The organism is Bacillus sp. THAF10 (assembly GCF_009363695.1).
Lineage (GTDB): Bacteria > Bacillota > Bacilli > Bacillales > Bacillaceae_I > Sutcliffiella_A.
Genome location: NZ_CP045403.1, coordinates 1,026,492 through 1,041,988, shown reverse-complemented (window position 1 = coordinate 1,041,988; position 15,497 = coordinate 1,026,492). Strand labels below are relative to the sequence as shown.

The following is a 15,497-nucleotide window of genomic DNA, read 5'->3' as shown; positions in this document are numbered from 1 at the left end:
GAGATATCCCCCTTAAGCTGATTTTTTTTTATTGAGTAGCTCTTCTTGCTTCTTATCAAGATAGCTTTCGTATTTTTTGTACCATACCTTTATGGAAAAATAACTCATGATAATGGATATTAAAAGTACACCACCGATTATCGGCCAGAAATATGGTGAAACAATAGCAGATTCGTAAGCTAGACCGATTGGCGAAAAGACCACATACGTCATCACCACAAGTGTTAGTAGAATAACGGTTGTCAATAAAGAATACTTCCACGGTGTAAGCTCTACTTTTGCATTCTTTTTATACACATATGGTGTTTTCAATGGCTTAATATTTCCAATAAGCAGCATGATTCCTGCCTCTACAAAGAACAGAATCGCATAAATATGGATAAAGTTTAAATCCACTGTAAATCCAAACAGATGATTTGTCCCCCATACAAGCATGTAATACGTAATCACGTGGAAAATGACTACCACTTTTGCCGCTAATGCTGGAACGCGCTTAGAAAGCAATCCTACTAAGACAATTGTAATGATTGGAATATTAAAGAACCCTGTAAAACGACGAATCAAATCCCAAAGTCCTGTAGACGCTTCCATTAATAGGGGCGATACACAGAACGATACAAGGGCAATGAGCACTCCGAAAATTTTACTGATTCTAATAAGTTGTTCATCAGTTGCATTAGGATTCATTGTTGGTTTATAAATATCTAGTGCAAACATTGTTGCAGCTGAGTTTAATAAAGAGTTAAAGGAACTGAACACTGCTCCAAGCAATACAGCCAAGAAGAATCCAGACATGTATGTAGGCAACAGGTCCGCAACAAGTGCTGGGTAAGCCAAATCTACGGATTCAAAATTCCCTCCATATAAATGAAACGCAATGATTCCCGGTATCATCATGAATAATGGAATGGCTAATTTGAAAAAGCCGGAGTAAATAACCCCTTTTTGACCTTCAGATAAGCTCTTTGCTCCTAAAGTACGTTGAATGACATATTGATTTGTCCCCCAATAGAAGAGGTTAGCAAATATCATCCCTGTAAAAATGGTCCCAAACGGTACCGAATCATCACTTCCGCCTATAGCATTTAATTTTTCAGGATGTGTCAGGGCGATGGTTTTCATTCCTTCTACCATGCTTCCGTTTCCAAGTGCGATAAAGCCCAGGATTGGAATCAACACCCCAATGACAAGCAACCCTATTCCATTGATCGTATCTGAAACGGCAACTGCCTTTAACCCTCCAAAAATGGCATAAACCGCTCCAATGATCCCTACTACCCAGATAATCAACCAAACAGACTGACCATAGGATATTCCAAGCAGTTCTGGCACATCAAATAGCTTCAAGATAGCCAAGGCACCAGAATAAAGTGTAGATGGTATCGTTACAAGAATGTACCCTAGCATAAATAAAATAACGGTGTAGCGCCTAACACCCTCGTCATATCGGGTGCTTAAAAATTCTGGTAAGGTGGTAAAAGCTCCACCTAAATACTTCGGAAGCAGATATAAAGCCATGATGGTAATAGCAAAGGCAGCTGTTACCTCCCACGCCATATTGGTCATGTTTTTCCCGTAAGATGCGCCGTTAAGGCCGACCAATTGTTCAGCAGAGAGGTTTGTCAGCAACAAGGAACCTGCAATAAACATACCTGTCAATCCCCGACCTGCCAAGAAGTAACCAGTGGAATCATTTACTTCTCCTCTTGTTTTCAGATAAGAAAACCAAGCTACTAGACCCATAAAAAACATACATGATAATAAAGTAAAAAGGACATTAGACATCCCCATATCTGTCACCCCTTCGATATCAAACAGGTATTTAAGCGTTTACAATTTATAGAAAATTTCGATATTTACTCCATTAATTCCTGGGTGTGCCCCTTTTTCCATGAGCACTTTTCTTTCCGGATGTGCAAGAAGCCATTTGTTTTTCATAAACAACAGCTCGTCTTCTTTTGACTTTCTTTCCAGTCCTTCTTCTAAAGGTTCATTCGTACCTTTTGGTAAAATAACAACTGTTTTAAACCCTTCGTCCTGCACTTTGCAAGGAGCAAAATGGAGCGTGGTCGCATAAAGTTCAACCGCTTTTCCTTTTGGCACAAAGAAACCGGTTACATTTTCACTGCTAAAAGTATTGTTAGCAATATCTTGGAGCTTCCCAAGTAGAAGCACCATATCAGTACATGCCACATTTATTTCGCTGGATTTATGATATTCTAATCCATTTAAAGTGGAATTTACTCCATTACAATAGCCTACCTGGATATCCATTCCACCAAAGAAATTGTCCTTGATCTTGCTCGAAGTAGCATCGTGTTCCATTTCAGAAATCGATGCCATATAGACATTTCCTTCCTTTGGGATTTCCGTATTTGTCATGTAGTTAAAATAATTCGAAACATCAAATTCTTCTACTATTCTACCAAAAGGTATGAATTCTTTATCATCCGTATGGAAAATGGATAGATTTGCATTTAAGGATTTTAACAACTCAAGCTTAGACATTCTACAACTCTCCTATAGTCCCACCGTTATATTAGGCGGGCTCTCCTTGTTTGGAGAGCCCCTTCAAAGACGTTACTTTACTTCTTCTAATTCCTTTGCTGTGTTATCCCATGCATCACGGAACACACCTAATCCGTAATCTGTAAATGGATGAGCAAAGCTTGTTTTATAAACATCAAATCCGCATGTCACAATATCCGCTCCCGCTTTAGCTGCGTCCGCAATCTGTTTCCCGTTTCTTAGAGCTGCAACAATAATTTCCGTTTCTACATTGTACATTTTGTAAATATCTACAATGTCTTGAATGTAAGGCGCAGTATCTTCTCCGCTATTTTCTTTCCAACCAACGAATGGTGAAACAAATTTTGCTCCGACTCTAGCAGGCTGTAAAGCTTGAGAAGGTGAGAATACTAACGTTACATTTGTACGGATTCCCTCTTCTTCCAATCTTTTCGCAGCAATAAGACCAGGCTCTGTGCAAGGAATTTTAATGATGAAATTGTTTGATAAACTAGCAATCTCTTTTCCTTCACGTACCATGTCTTCAGGATTGTCCAAATGCGGATTGATTTCAACGGAGATTGGAAAATTCTCTACATGTTTAAATTCTTCCCCTAATTCTTTTAAAACTGTTAAAAATGGCTTGCCACTGTTCATGATATGTCTTGGATTAGTGGTAACCCCATCAATTCCCCAATTCTTATACGCATAACGAATCTCTTCAATTTTTGCACTATCTAAAAAATATTTCATTCTATTTCCCTCCTAAAATGTTTGGATGTTTCTAAAATGATAATAATATTGTTACCTTTTACAAAAGGTTATTACCTTTAAATACATAATAAGAAAACGTATTCAATTTTGCAAGAGTTTTTATTCATAAATTTTTCAGATAAATTTACCAAAAATTAAAATTGCACATTGGACCCTATTTCGAGTATGATATCATTAACAAATATCCGATTATACAGGTGGGATTAATGCGTTATGAAAAGTAAAACCATACCCAAACCATTAGTTACCTTTAACCAGTGGTTTATTTTATCGTCTGTTATCTTGGCTTTAGTGTCCGGGTTCTATTACATTATGTTTTTACCCTTACTAGCCGGCTTATCAGGGCTTATTTTGGGGAGAAATCCAGTCTTGATTGTAGCTAGGAAATTTTTGAGAAACCCTGTTACTTCCTATCCACAAGAAGAAATAGCACAGCTACAATTTAACCAAACAATAGCCGTTGCTTGTCTAGGATTGTCTTTGATTGGATTTTATGTTGGTAATGCTTTTGTTGGTTATGCCTTTTCCATTATGGTTGGAGTTGCGTCAGCAGTTGCATTGATGGGGTTTTGTGTAGGATGTTTTATGAGATATCAGTGGCAACAATACAAGTATCGGAGAGCGAAAGCTTAAAGGTTGTTTTAAGTAGAAAGGTGGACCTGACTTAATTGGTCCACCTTTCTTATTACTTCACTTTAATTTTCTCATTTCCTTTAATCCATTGAGGATAATACGAAATTTCCATTGTAATCGGATTTTGAGCACTCGTTATTTCAGGCAAATTCATCCCTAATTTGCTCAAACCTTCTTCATAAAAAGAGCTCAATGTTGAGGAAGAGTATTCTAGTTCTTTTCCTTGTGCATCCGTCACTTTGTTGAACATAAAATAGTTGAATTCCTCTTTTGTCCGAAAGTCAAAAACCAGTTCATCATACTCTTCCCTAACATTCTCCAGAATATTTCCAGAAGGCTGGTTAAGGATCTCGAGTTTTTCTATATCCACTATAACCTCTGCATTATTTTTATCAACCGCTTGAGCCTTGTTTAAAACAAGATACAATTCTTTAGGCTCCTTAAAATAGTTGCTTTGCAAATAGATTTCCTGTTCTGAATTTTTTTCACCTGTCCCCGTAATCCCATTAGAAATCTTCCCCCATACTTCATTGTTCTCATCAATAAGGCGAAGGTCTTCTAGATGCAGAATATGCTTTTTATTTTTTGGGTCCATTTTCAAATGAACCGCCGCTCTAAGGGGATAGATGGTCACCTTTTCAATATTTATCTTTTCCCCTTCTAACTCCAACGTTTGGTTAACAGGGTATTCTTTTTTACCTTTAAATTCATTAAGTGTAAACGGTATGGAGAACTGTTTTCCTTCCACCTCTAATTCTACCTCATACGTCTTAGCTGTTAGAGGCTTATCAAAAAAATACTCAATCGTACCACTTAATGAGTGCTCCTTTTCATCTGTTTTATTTGGTCTCCCTAGGGAAATAGATTTCATATCAAGAGGGGTGCCGTTTTGAGCTTTAATGTTCACCTCATCAATCATAATCCCATTTATCTTCTTGTCTGATTCCAATGTATAAAAAAGGACGATTCCCATTTCATCGGATATGGCTCCATCAATCGTTACTTCTAGGCTACCATTTTTATCAGACGCATCAATCTCCTGATAGTATTGATGTTCAACAGCAGCAATCCTCCCTTTATCATCCCTGATTAACTCCACAATCTTTTCCATGCCGGGAATTTCGGAAATATAGTTTGCAAAAGTAGGTGAAGCTCGAATGGTAGAAAACAATCCAAAGAGTAGAACTGCTGCAACAAGAAAGCTATAGAAGCCTTTCTTTTTTCTAGAAAGCTTTCTTTCATCTGTTTTCGCTCGATCAAACCCTGCCATGATTGCTTTATCTAGCGAATCAAGTGAAACAGGGATGTTTTCTAAATCCTGCTTTAAATGATTCAACTGTTCCTCTTCTCTCTTAAACATTAATATTTCCTCCTTTCTCCTCGAGCTTTTCACGTAGAGCTTTAAGTGCTTTATTCAGCCACGTTTTCACCGTTCCCTCAGGGCATTGCATCGAATCGGCGATCTCCTTTATCTTCAAGTCATGAAAATACTTTAAGGTCAGAATTTCTCTCGATCGCTCATCAAGACTAAGCATAGCGTCTTTTATTTCTAGCCTACTATGATTCTCTGAAACCCCCTGAGACTTTAGAATCTCCTCATCATTCAACACTCGCTTCTTCTTTTTTAGCTGATCATTACAATAGTTAATCATTATTCGGATGATCCAGGTCTTAAAATAAGCAGGTTCTTTTATTTTCCGAACTCCTTTGTATGCTCGATATGTGACTTCCTGAACAGCCTCTAGCGCTTCTTGATCGTTCCTTAAATAAGATAGTGCTGTTTTATATAAATCGATTTTAAACAGCTGAATGAGCTGTAAAAATGCATCGTCATCGCCTTTAATGGCTTTTTTCACTAATTGTTCTATATCCAAATTCTCTCCTCCTAACCCTATACCTATATATTAGACCGTAAAGATTGAAAAAAGTTTTTAGATTGATAAATTTTTCCCTATAAAAAATAGAGCGCCATTCTAATTCTCAAGAATACTCTCCAAAGTTTCCAATCAAATTGGTAGGAAAGTTATCGCTGCTGAATCTGAAAAATTTTGGTTAAAGCTAGTTTCATATTTCTTAAATTTAGTAATATCACGCCCCTCTATTACTGGTACCAAATACTTTTATTAACAATCTATTTAACGTTTAAGTTTTTTTATAAGTTATTTATCACCAAAAAAGGGCATGAGATTTTCTATTGTAAAAAATAATTTTTTCAATTATAATTCCATTTATAAACTCAATAATAAAATTTCATTTGTGGATTTTTCTAGAGGTAACTCTATTTTCGCCACACGATTGTCTTACGACGGTCGTGTGGCTTTTTGTTTTTTCAATACTAGGAAAGAGGGAATTTATGATGAAGACTTGGCATTATGCTTTACTTGTTTTTATTGGAGGCTGCAGCCTTGGAATCTTATCCACGTTTGTAAAACTCGCATATTCTGCAGGGTTTTCGATAGGGGAGGTTACAGGAAGTCAGGTATTGTTTGGGACCTTGACTATTTGGCTGGTGGCTGGATTCGGTAAGAAAACCAAAATAAAATTCTCACAAGCCGGAATCATATTGTTGGCTGGTATTCCCATGGGATTAACCGGTCTACTTTACTATCAGTCTTTACAGACACTCGATGCCTCATTAGCCATCATCTTTCTATTTCAATTTATCTGGATTGGCTCCTTAATCGAATGGATTGTTTATAAAAGAAAGCCGTCATCAGGAAAGGTAGTTTCAATAGTGATTCTCCTTGCTGGATCAACATTTGCAGCAGGACTTTTTGTAGAGGACATACATTCTGTTTCCTTGCAGGGGGCTTTGTGGGGAATCCTTTCTGCGATAACTTTTTCCAGCTTCATTTTTTTGAGCAGTATTATTGGCAAGGATGTTCCAGCTATTCAAAAAAGTGCCCTTCTCTCAACTGGAGGCATGATTGTCACTTTCATATTATTTCCACCTGTATTTCTTCTTGATATAACGACCCTTACTGGGGTGATACCTTACGGAGTAACTTTAGGAATATTTGGTGTGGTTTTGCCACCATTACTATTTTCACTTGGTATGCCACACGTTGGAGCTGGACTTGGCACGATTCTTTCAGCTTCTGAGCTCCCCGTTGCCATTATTATGTCTGCCCTTGTACTTTCAGAAGAAATAGCGTCATTACAATGGTTTGGGGTTGTTCTAATTTTAGGGGGAATTGTTATCAGTAACCTAACTGAGGAGAAAATACCTCCCTCAACACCTCGAGTGATTTCTTGAAAACGATATCCCTGTGTGTCAAAATACAAAAAGGATAGATGTAATTTTTAAATCTGTCGTATACATATTTTCGACACCAGTGTGAGGATGTTCCAAATGAAATTGCACAAAGACAAACGAGGAGGAAATGTGATGAGGACTATGAAGCTTGGAAACAGCAATTTAGAGGTGCCGGTTGTTTCAGTCGGCTGTATGCGAATTAATTCTCTGGATAAAGCCAAAGCTGAGCGCTTTGTGCAAACAGCACTTGAACTTGGTGCAAATTTCTTTGACCATGCAGATATTTATGGTGGTGGCGCATGCGAGGAAATTTTTGCTGATGCTATCCATATGAACGATGACATTCGTGAAAAAGTTATCCTGCAATCGAAGTGTGGGATTCGAGAAGGAATGTTCGATTTTTCAAAAGAACATATTCTACATTCCGTTGACGGAATCTTAAAGAGATTGAATACAGATTACCTGGATGTTTTCTTGCTACACCGTCCCGATACGCTGGTTGAACCAGAAGAAGTGGCAGAAGCTTTCGATCTTCTTGAAAGTTCAGGAAAAGTTCGTCACTTTGGTGTTTCCAATCAAAATCCAATGCAGATCGAGTTACTTAAGAAGTCTGTGAAACAACCAATCGTTGCTAATCAACTTCAATTAAGTATTACGAACGCAAATATGATTTCCAATGGATTTAATGTGAACATGGACAATCACTCGGCTGTGAACAGAGATGGCAGCATCCTTGATTATTGCAGACTCAACGATATCACGATACAACCATGGTCTCCCTTCCAATATGGTTTCTTTGAAGGAGTATTCCTTGGGAGCGACAAATTTCCTGAATTGAATCAAAAAATTGATGAAATCGCCAGCAAATATGAAGTAAACAATACAACCATCGCTATCGCGTGGCTACTTCGTCATCCCGCAAACATGCAACCGGTTATCGGTACGATGAATGAAGAACGTTTAAAGGATTGCTGTAAGGCAAGTGACATCCATCTTACTCGTGAAGAGTGGTATGGCATCTATCGTGCGGCTGGAAATGTGTTGCCTTAATCTTTATGTGTTTTATATCTAAAAATCAAGCCCCCTTTTTGTTGAAAAAGGGGGCTTAGTTTTTCAGTGGAACACCTTATTTTTTTGGACCTCGTAATAGCCAAACATTTTATCTTTGGCTCCTTTTTAATATATAAAACAATTTATTTTGCTAACAATTGGTCAATTGTTACAAATTCATAGCCTTCAGCTCTTAATTGGTCAATCATCTGAGGTAGCGCATCAACAGTTCCTTGTAATTTAGAGTTTTGAAAGTTGTGCTGGAGGACAATTGCTCCTGGCGATTTATCCCTATGCACGATGCTCAGTATTTCCTCTGCTGATTTACCGCTATAATCGATTGTATCAATAGACCACATGATGTTTTTGAATCCCAGCTTATCAAATACGAGGGCATCAGCTGCTGTATAGTCTCCGTAAGGTGGTCTAAATAAAGTGGCTTTTACTCCTGTTACCCGTTCCACGATTTCATTAGTAGATGTAATCTGTTGGATGACTTGAGACGTGTACAGTTTGGATAATTCAGGATGATCCCATGTATGATTTGCAATGGTATGCCCTTCTTCTACCATCCTTTTCGTCAACTGCGGAAAATAAGAAACTTGCTTTCCAACTACAAAGAACGTAGCTGATACACCTTTTTCTTTTAAGATATCCAGTAGTTGAGGTGTAATAACTTTGTCTGGGCCATCATCAAAAGTTAAGGCAATTTTCTTTTCGGTGGTATCGCCTTTTTCAATAGCGATAGGCTTATTCTCAACTGGAGTGTTAGTTTGAATAAAGGTTCGATTAATTTTAAAATCGTAGGAAACGGTCATGCCTAATTTTTGGGCAGTTACCAATAATGGAATGTACGGACGACCATTGATAACAGTTGTTGTTGTTGCAAGGTATTCACGAATCCATTTATTTTTTTCTTTCACGTAGTAGTCCATGTAGGTCTTTTCCAATGGTAGAGCGACAATATTATTTCTTTCAACAGCAATAGAATTGTATTTTTCATTTTTGTCAACAGAAGCACCTGTATGCTTGAAAAATAGATCTGGTACCATCACACGGCCATTTTGCATAAAATAGGTCGACTTGATAAGTTGACCATCGACAGAAAAGTAGGCAGATGATACTGTTGCAGCGTTTGCTGGCGCTGCACTAAATAGGCCTGTTATGATGAAGGTAATAAGAAGACTGGCCAAAATTAATCTTTTCCCTTTTATGTTGTTAACTTTAATCATTGTTTCCCCCTGGGTATTTTCTTTTTCTCACAAAAAGGATTTTATCAACAAATCATAAATTACAAAACAGTTTTTTAATGGAAAAAATAGAAGGCATTAATTTAGAGTGGAAGTGCTGAAAAATTCACAGCGGAGTACCAAATAATTTTTGTAAGGCTATTCTGCCAGTTTTCTAAACCTTATTTGCTATTATCTTGCTTCCAAGTCTTTTATCTTCCATTATATGGCCTTTATGAATAAGAACATCTTTTCGTCAATGCCTTAAGAAATTGAAAAAGCACGCGAGGAGAAATGATCTCCCTCACGTGCTTTCATGTGGTATACCGTTTATTTTTTATACTTTATCTCATAAACATCTCGTCGTCTATCCTTCAACTGACGTACGGTTCCTGATTGTCTCTGACGACGCAGAATTTCAAGGTCCACATCCCCAATAATCACCATTTCAATATTAGGATTACATTCGCCAACGATGCCATCACGGGCAAACTCAAAATCGGATGGTGCAAAGATAGCGGATTGAGAATACTGGATGTCCATATTTTCTACCTGTGGCAGGTTACCACACGTTCCGGCGATAACGGTATAGATTTGGTTTTCCACCGCACGAGCCTGCGCGCAATAACGTACTCGTAGGTAGCCTTGGCGGTCTTCGGTGTTAAATGGACAAAAAATGATATTGGCTCCCTTTTCTGTTGCAATTCGGGCAAGCTCTGGGAATTCGATGTCATAGCAGATTTGGATGGCAATTTTTCCGCAGTCGGTATCAAATACACGGACGCTATCTCCTCTGCTAATTCCCCACCATTTACGTTCGTTTGGCGTGATATGGATTTTGTACTGCTTTTCAATGGTTCCATCGCGGCGGAACAAATACGCGATGTTAAAGACCTTTTCATCCTCTTCTACGAAATGGGAACCACCGATAATATTGACGTTGTACTTCACAGCAAGGTCTGTGAAAAGCTGGATGTATTCTTCCGTGTATTCTGTTAAACGTTGCACCGCCTTGGACGGAATTTTTTCATTTAAAAAGCTCATCAGCTGTGTTGTAAATATTTCCGGGAAAACAGCAAAGTCCGCTCCAGCGTCAGATGCCACATCCGTGTAATACTCCACCTGTGTGGCAAATTCATCAAAGGAATTAATGGATTTCATCATATATTGAACCACACAAATACGAACAGGGAAGCTTGTTTTAAAGTGACGCTTTGTTTGCGGAATGTATTCAACATTGTTCCATTCCATTAAGGTTGCATATTTGTTTGATGCCATATCATCTGGAAGATATCCTGGGTTGATCCTCATTAAGGTAAATTCATTTAATAGCTGAAAGGATAGTACAGGATCATAAATTTTATGACGCATCACCTGACGCACATATTCTCGTGGTGACATTTCGTCCGCGTATTTATGATAGAAAGGAATTCTGCCACCGATAATGATACTTTTTAAATTAAGACGTCTTGCTAAATCCTTACGTGCCTCATACATTCGGTGACCAACCTTCATGCGGCGATATTCGGGGTGGACCATAATCTCAATTCCATACAGATTGTAGCCGTCTGGATTGTGGTTGGTAATATAGCCTTCATCTGTGATGTCATCCCAGGTATGGCGATCATCATACTCATCAAAGTTTATTAGTAGGCTTGAGCAAGATCCGATGATTTCCCCATCATACTCCGCACAAAGCTGACCCTCTGGAAACATAGTTAAGTGACTTTCCAAGTGCTCTCGTTTCCAAGGTTCCATACCAGGAAAGCATAAATGCTGAAGCGCAATAATATCATCTATGTCTTTCATTTCTATGTTTCGGATAATCATTTTTTTTTCAAACTTAGATAAATCAATTTTAGACATGCTCTCATCTCCTGAACGTATGTAAACTCATTTTGTGGGCCAGAGAGCCCAATATTATATTCCCCAATTTTATCATACCAAAACAACTATGCCTTCATGATAGGCTTTGTGCTTATAGAAAAGCAAGTCATAAAACGTTCACATTATTCATTTGGGAATACCTTTGCATTAGCGCCAAGTTAGGACTATAATTTTAAGAAAAGTATCTTGAAATCAAGAGAGGCGAAGACTGTTGGATCATTCCAAAAGAATTGAAAACCTTTTGCTAGCCGCAGCGGTAACCGCCTTGGTGGCCATGCTTGGCAGCTTGTATTTTTCAGAAGTATTGATGTACATACCATGTGAACTATGTTGGTACCAACGTATACTTATGTACCCGCTTGTGGTGTTACTCGGAATTGCAGCGATAAAAAAAGATGCGGGGATTGTTACCTATGCCCTACCCTTCTCCATCATCGGTGGATCTATTTCCATTTATCACTATTTAGTACAAAAGGTCGCTTTTTTCGGGGAAAATTCCATTTCATGTGGAGTTGTTCCATGTACAGGACAGTATATTAACTTGTTAGGGTTCATCACCATACCATTTTTAGCACTTATCGGTTTTACTGTCATTACCATCATTTTATTCTATGTAAAAAATCTAGCAAAGAAAGCAGGGAACTAAGATGAAAAAGCTAATACTCTTTGTAGGAATTATTATGGCCATTTTTATTGCCTTAGTCGTCATTACCAACATTCAGCAAACACAAAATGCAGAGGGAAATCCTTTTGGTAAAAGCAAGCTTCATCCTGAAACACAAAAGCAATTAGATGATCCGCTATATCAAAACGTGATTACACCTGACGAGCTAAAAGAAGATTTAGATGCTGGAGAAACAAAAACGGTGTATTTTTATAAATCAGATTGCCCGGCGTGTCAACAAACCAGTCCGGTTGTTGTTCCAATGGCAGAAGAAATGGGAATTGATTTAGAAATGTACAACCTGTTGGAATTTGAAGAAGGCTGGAACGAATATGCTATTGAATCTACTCCAACCTTTATCCATTTTGAAGATGGCAAAGAAGTGGACCGATTAGCAAACTATCACCAAGACCACAGCGTGTTTTCAAGCTGGTTTGAAGGTCTAGGCGAATAACAAAAAACTCCTGGGCTATGTGCCAGGAGTTTTTTGTTACACTAAGTATTGGTTGGAAGCTCGCATAAATTTACTAAAAAAGCTGCCGTTATTCTTTTTTTTTGTGAATTGATCTAGTCCATATGGGAAGCTAAAGCCAAATTCTCTAAGACTAATAACATTTCGTCTAAAGATGTCTCGATGCTTAGTGAGGATGGATTCTTTTTGTACAGATTCAATCACTGCAATCATTGCTTGCAAGCTTGAGATAATGTGAAATGCTTCTGTCAGCGTTCCGTTGTAATTTGAAAAGGTATCGTGGACTGTTTCGGTTTGGAGGTTTTCTATCTCTTTATCTGTGAAATAATAGGGCAGAATATTAGTCAATAAATGCTGAATTAGTTCACCGATATACTCCTCCTGTTCTGGAGTTGATGCAAGTACTACTTTCACGTAAAACCCACCTTTTTTACTTCTATATATGAAAAGAGTAACACAAATAGTATAACGATGGCGGAGGTAGTTAATGGAATCCTATGACTATTTCCGACAACTTCTAAAGCGTAAAGCGCGCGTTTTCCCAAGTAAAAATTAAGAAAGAAGGAGATAGACATGGTCATTCAAACAATAAGTCTTGTGATACAAGACCCCCCAGACATGAATTTACAAGACTTTTTAAAGGCAGACATGCTCGTACCTAAAAAGCTACTACACGAAATGCGTATGTCTAAGAAGGTAACTGTTAATGATGATCACCCTCTTTGGACAAAACCGCTTCAGTCTGGTGATAGAATCACGCTTCCTATTTTTCCAGAAAGAGTGGAACCGCAAGCCACAGCTATGCCTGTTGATGTGTTAGCAGAGGACGAACACCTATTGATTGTTAATAAAAAAGCTGGTGTTGATACACATCCTTCCTCTGAAACTGACCATTTGTCCTTGTCAAACGGTGTTGCCTATTATTTTCAACAAACTAATATTCAGGCAAAAGTTAGACACACACACAGACTAGACAAGGATACAAGTGGTTGCATACTGTTTGCAAAACATGCAATGAGTGGCGCAATCCTAGATAAGCTACTTGCAGAAAGAAAAATCAAACGAACGTATTTGGCCCTTGTGGAAGGGATCATGAAAACAAAACAAGGTACGATTGAGAAATCTATTGGGAAGGATCGTCATCATGCACAAAGACGAAGGATTTCTCCTTCAGGGCAAAGGGCTGTAACCCATTTTAAGGTTATCAAGGAATTTTCCAGCGAAAACCTGACACTTGTTGAGCTACATCTTGATACCGGGAGAACTCATCAAATTAGAGTTCATCTAAGCAGCATTGGTCATCCGTTATTTGGAGATACATTATACGGAGCAAAAAACAAGTACCACCGCCACAGCCTTCACGCTTGGAAGCTTGCTGTCCCACATCCGTTCAACGATTCTACGATCACAGCAGAAGCACCATTACCTAAAGATTTTGGTCCTGCCAAGCTCTCGTTAACGTAAAAATGGGCTCCAAAATAGGAGCCTATTTTTTATAGAAGATTTTTCCTAAAAACGTAGCTTGATTTGTCATACTTCATTCTCTCTTCATAGAATCGGTGAGCATCCACCCGTACCAAACCAGACGATAGCGTTACATTTTCACAGCCTTTCTCTCTCCCCATCTCCTCGATGAAATGGAGAAGTTTTTCTCCGTATCCCTTTGATCGTTCCGTACTTTTTGTCACAAGATCATACACATAAATATGATAACCGTCATAAAAGTTTGTTAGAGTAATAATTCCAGTTACAGCAACTGCCTCATTTTCGTCATAAAGAGCATACAGCTCATAGCCTTCTTGTTTCATGGCTTCGTATGTTTTTAGAAAAGTTGTTTGCTCCAAATGCGGTCTTAATTCCTGTAACACATCAAATCCTTGTAGCAATTCTTCCTCTGTGATCAATTTTTTTATCATCTTATACAGCTCCCATCATGAATAAAGGTTGAAGTTTTTCCCAATAACAATATAGTACTATGTTTGTTCACAGGATTGATCCTTTTTTTATAAAAAAACGTTAGGATTCTAGTTATAATATTAAGCATTATGGAAGGAGCGTTTTACATGAAAAAATTTAGTATATTTATCGGTTTCCTTACACTACTTGTACTGGCGGCATGTGGTAATGCTGAGCAAAAAGAAAATAGCAACAGCGACGAAATGCCTGCCATGGTAGAAGTTGAAGTGAAATTACCAGAACACGCTGAGCCTAATAAGAAAGTCAAAATAGAAGCCTTCGTTACCCAAGGAGAGGAAAAAGTCGATGACGCCTCGGAAGTGAAATTTGAGATCTGGAAAAAAGGCCAGGAAGAGAATCATGAAATGGTAGAAGCTTCAAATGATGGAGATGGCATCTACTCCATAGAAAAAACCTTTAAAGAAGAAGCTGTTTACTATGTTGTTGCCCACACTACAGCTAGAGAAATGCACGTGATGCCACGAGTGGAGTTCACGGTTGGTCATCCAGAAGATACCGAGCATGATCATGAAGAAGAGGGTCATGACCATAAGGAACACGAGAAAACAGACCATCATAACGAAGATAGTCATGGACATGACAATACGTTAACTATGAATTTGCTAACAGACGCGAAGGTTTCTGCGAATAAGGAAACTACTTTGACAACCGAGCTGACGCGAGATGGTGCTGAGTTTGAAGGAGCAAATGTACGCTTTGAGGTGTGGCATGAGGACTCAGAGAATCATGTGTTTATTGATGCAAAGGAAGTTAGTGAAGGCGTATATGAAGCAAAAGCAACTTTAAAGGAAACTGGCCTTCATTACGTGCAAATTCATGTGGAAAAGGATGAGCTGCATGAGCATCAGAAGGAAGAAGTGGAGGTTGAGTAAGATTTTTAGTTGAGTTTGGAAAGTGTAAGACATGGTTTTTCAGCCGCATTTTGGATTTTCCAGCAACAATTTATATTTTTCGGCCACTTTTTGGATTTTCCAGCCACATTTTAGATTTTCCAGCCAGCTTGACGGTTTTTCAGCCACCTTAGTTTTCACTAGGTGTGCCCTAAAC

At 38.3% G+C, this 15,497-nt stretch carries 16 protein-coding genes; 7 read left to right on the top strand and 9 right to left on the bottom strand.

The genetic code is table 11. The annotated features are described in order from the left end of the window. Window positions 1-12: 12 nt before the first annotated feature. From FIU87_RS05595 to FIU87_RS05585, 3 genes are all read right to left on the bottom strand, one after another. On the bottom strand, window positions 13-1,791 hold the full coding sequence (locus tag FIU87_RS05595) for a solute:sodium symporter family transporter (protein ID WP_152443665.1): 1,779 nt from the start codon (window positions 1,789-1,791) through the stop codon (window positions 13-15). 39 nt (window positions 1,792-1,830) lie between these two features. Further along, window positions 1,831-2,508, bottom strand: coding sequence for a DUF4867 family protein (locus tag FIU87_RS05590; RefSeq protein WP_152443664.1), 678 nt, complete (start codon window positions 2,506-2,508; stop codon window positions 1,831-1,833). Between the two features lie 72 nt (window positions 2,509-2,580). Further along, complete coding sequence (locus FIU87_RS05585) at window positions 2,581-3,261, bottom strand: transaldolase family protein (RefSeq protein ID WP_152443663.1); 681 nt, start codon at window positions 3,259-3,261, stop codon at window positions 2,581-2,583. Between the two features lie 234 nt (window positions 3,262-3,495). Between FIU87_RS05585 and FIU87_RS05580 the strand changes: the two genes are divergently transcribed. After that, complete coding sequence (locus FIU87_RS05580) at window positions 3,496-3,915, top strand: DUF4395 domain-containing protein (protein ID WP_152443662.1); 420 nt, start codon at window positions 3,496-3,498, stop codon at window positions 3,913-3,915. Window positions 3,916-3,967: 52 nt separating this feature from the next. Here the strand turns inward: FIU87_RS05580 and FIU87_RS05575 are convergent, their stop codons facing one another. Together FIU87_RS05575 and FIU87_RS05570 are read right to left on the bottom strand one after the other, a co-directional pair. Then, window positions 3,968-5,275, bottom strand: a complete 1,308-nt coding sequence (locus FIU87_RS05575; RefSeq protein WP_152443661.1) for a DUF4179 domain-containing protein — start codon at window positions 5,273-5,275, stop codon at window positions 3,968-3,970. Continuing rightward, window positions 5,268-5,789, bottom strand: coding sequence for a sigma-70 family RNA polymerase sigma factor (locus FIU87_RS05570; protein WP_253905520.1), 522 nt, complete (start codon window positions 5,787-5,789; stop codon window positions 5,268-5,270). The genes FIU87_RS05575 and FIU87_RS05570 overlap by 8 nt, the downstream gene beginning before the upstream one ends. Window positions 5,790-6,271: 482 nt before the next feature. Here FIU87_RS05570 and FIU87_RS05565 point away from each other — a divergent pair, with 482 nt between their 5' ends. Beyond that, entirely contained in the window at window positions 6,272-7,171 is a 900-nt protein-coding gene (locus tag FIU87_RS05565; protein WP_152446427.1) for an EamA family transporter, read from the top strand. A gap of 132 nt (window positions 7,172-7,303) precedes the next feature. Continuing rightward, window positions 7,304-8,221, top strand: a complete 918-nt coding sequence (locus tag FIU87_RS05560) for an aldo/keto reductase (RefSeq protein ID WP_152443660.1) — start codon at window positions 7,304-7,306, stop codon at window positions 8,219-8,221. A 143-nt stretch (window positions 8,222-8,364) separates the two neighbouring features. Here FIU87_RS05560 and FIU87_RS05555 read toward each other — a convergent pair whose 3' ends face one another. Next, complete coding sequence (locus FIU87_RS05555; RefSeq protein ID WP_152443659.1) at window positions 8,365-9,453, bottom strand: polysaccharide deacetylase family protein; 1,089 nt, start codon at window positions 9,451-9,453, stop codon at window positions 8,365-8,367. 327 nt (window positions 9,454-9,780) lie between these two features. Next, window positions 9,781-11,316, bottom strand: a complete 1,536-nt coding sequence (locus FIU87_RS05550) for a bifunctional GNAT family N-acetyltransferase/carbon-nitrogen hydrolase family protein (RefSeq protein ID WP_152443658.1) — start codon at window positions 11,314-11,316, stop codon at window positions 9,781-9,783. A 232-nt stretch (window positions 11,317-11,548) separates the two neighbouring features. Between FIU87_RS05550 and FIU87_RS05545 the strand changes: the two genes are divergently transcribed. Further along, window positions 11,549-11,983 (top strand): disulfide oxidoreductase, encoded by a 435-nt coding sequence (locus FIU87_RS05545; RefSeq protein WP_152443657.1) that lies wholly within the window; start codon window positions 11,549-11,551, stop codon window positions 11,981-11,983. Window position 11,984: 1 nt separating this feature from the next. Then, window positions 11,985-12,455, top strand: a complete 471-nt coding sequence (locus FIU87_RS05540) for a thioredoxin family protein (RefSeq protein ID WP_152443656.1) — start codon at window positions 11,985-11,987, stop codon at window positions 12,453-12,455. 36 nt (window positions 12,456-12,491) lie between these two features. Here the strand turns inward: FIU87_RS05540 and FIU87_RS05535 are convergent, their stop codons facing one another. After that, window positions 12,492-12,887 carry a DUF5365 family protein gene (locus tag FIU87_RS05535; protein WP_152443655.1) on the bottom strand — a complete coding sequence of 132 codons (396 nt, stop codon included), beginning with the start codon at window positions 12,885-12,887 and terminating at the stop codon, window positions 12,492-12,494. Between the two features lie 159 nt (window positions 12,888-13,046). Here FIU87_RS05535 and FIU87_RS05530 point away from each other — a divergent pair, with 159 nt between their 5' ends. Next, on the top strand, window positions 13,047-13,937 hold the full coding sequence (locus FIU87_RS05530; RefSeq protein ID WP_152443654.1) for an RluA family pseudouridine synthase: 891 nt from the start codon (window positions 13,047-13,049) through the stop codon (window positions 13,935-13,937). A 29-nt stretch (window positions 13,938-13,966) separates the two neighbouring features. Here the strand turns inward: FIU87_RS05530 and FIU87_RS05525 are convergent, their stop codons facing one another. Next, on the bottom strand, window positions 13,967-14,389 hold the full coding sequence (locus tag FIU87_RS05525) for a GNAT family N-acetyltransferase (protein WP_152443653.1): 423 nt from the start codon (window positions 14,387-14,389) through the stop codon (window positions 13,967-13,969). Between the two features lie 147 nt (window positions 14,390-14,536). Here FIU87_RS05525 and FIU87_RS05520 point away from each other — a divergent pair, with 147 nt between their 5' ends. Continuing rightward, window positions 14,537-15,322 (top strand): FixH family protein, encoded by a 786-nt coding sequence (locus FIU87_RS05520; protein WP_152443652.1) that lies wholly within the window; start codon window positions 14,537-14,539, stop codon window positions 15,320-15,322. Window positions 15,323-15,497 lie beyond the last annotated feature (175 nt).

Excerpts from the sequence above, each read along its gene's own strand:
- FIU87_RS05595 (WP_152443665.1), bottom strand. The coding sequence starts at position 1,791 with ATGGGGATGTCTAATGTCCTTTTTACTTTATTATCATGTATGTTTTTT.
- FIU87_RS05590 (WP_152443664.1), bottom strand. The coding sequence starts at position 2,508 with ATGTCTAAGCTTGAGTTGTTAAAATCCTTAAATGCAAATCTATCCATT.
- FIU87_RS05585 (WP_152443663.1), bottom strand. The coding sequence starts at position 3,261 with ATGAAATATTTTTTAGATAGTGCAAAAATTGAAGAGATTCGTTATGCG.
- FIU87_RS05580 (WP_152443662.1), top strand. The coding sequence starts at position 3,496 with ATGAAAAGTAAAACCATACCCAAACCATTAGTTACCTTTAACCAGTGG.
- FIU87_RS05575 (WP_152443661.1), bottom strand. The coding sequence starts at position 5,275 with ATGTTTAAGAGAGAAGAGGAACAGTTGAATCATTTAAAGCAGGATTTA.
- FIU87_RS05565 (WP_152446427.1), top strand. The coding sequence starts at position 6,272 with ATGAAGACTTGGCATTATGCTTTACTTGTTTTTATTGGAGGCTGCAGC.
- FIU87_RS05560 (WP_152443660.1), top strand. The coding sequence starts at position 7,304 with ATGAGGACTATGAAGCTTGGAAACAGCAATTTAGAGGTGCCGGTTGTT.
- FIU87_RS05555 (WP_152443659.1), bottom strand. The coding sequence starts at position 9,453 with ATGATTAAAGTTAACAACATAAAAGGGAAAAGATTAATTTTGGCCAGT.
- FIU87_RS05550 (WP_152443658.1), bottom strand. The coding sequence starts at position 11,316 with ATGTCTAAAATTGATTTATCTAAGTTTGAAAAAAAAATGATTATCCGA.
- FIU87_RS05540 (WP_152443656.1), top strand. The coding sequence starts at position 11,985 with ATGAAAAAGCTAATACTCTTTGTAGGAATTATTATGGCCATTTTTATT.
- FIU87_RS05530 (WP_152443654.1), top strand. The coding sequence starts at position 13,047 with ATGGTCATTCAAACAATAAGTCTTGTGATACAAGACCCCCCAGACATG.
- FIU87_RS05525 (WP_152443653.1), bottom strand. The coding sequence starts at position 14,389 with ATGATAAAAAAATTGATCACAGAGGAAGAATTGCTACAAGGATTTGAT.
- FIU87_RS05520 (WP_152443652.1), top strand. The coding sequence starts at position 14,537 with ATGAAAAAATTTAGTATATTTATCGGTTTCCTTACACTACTTGTACTG.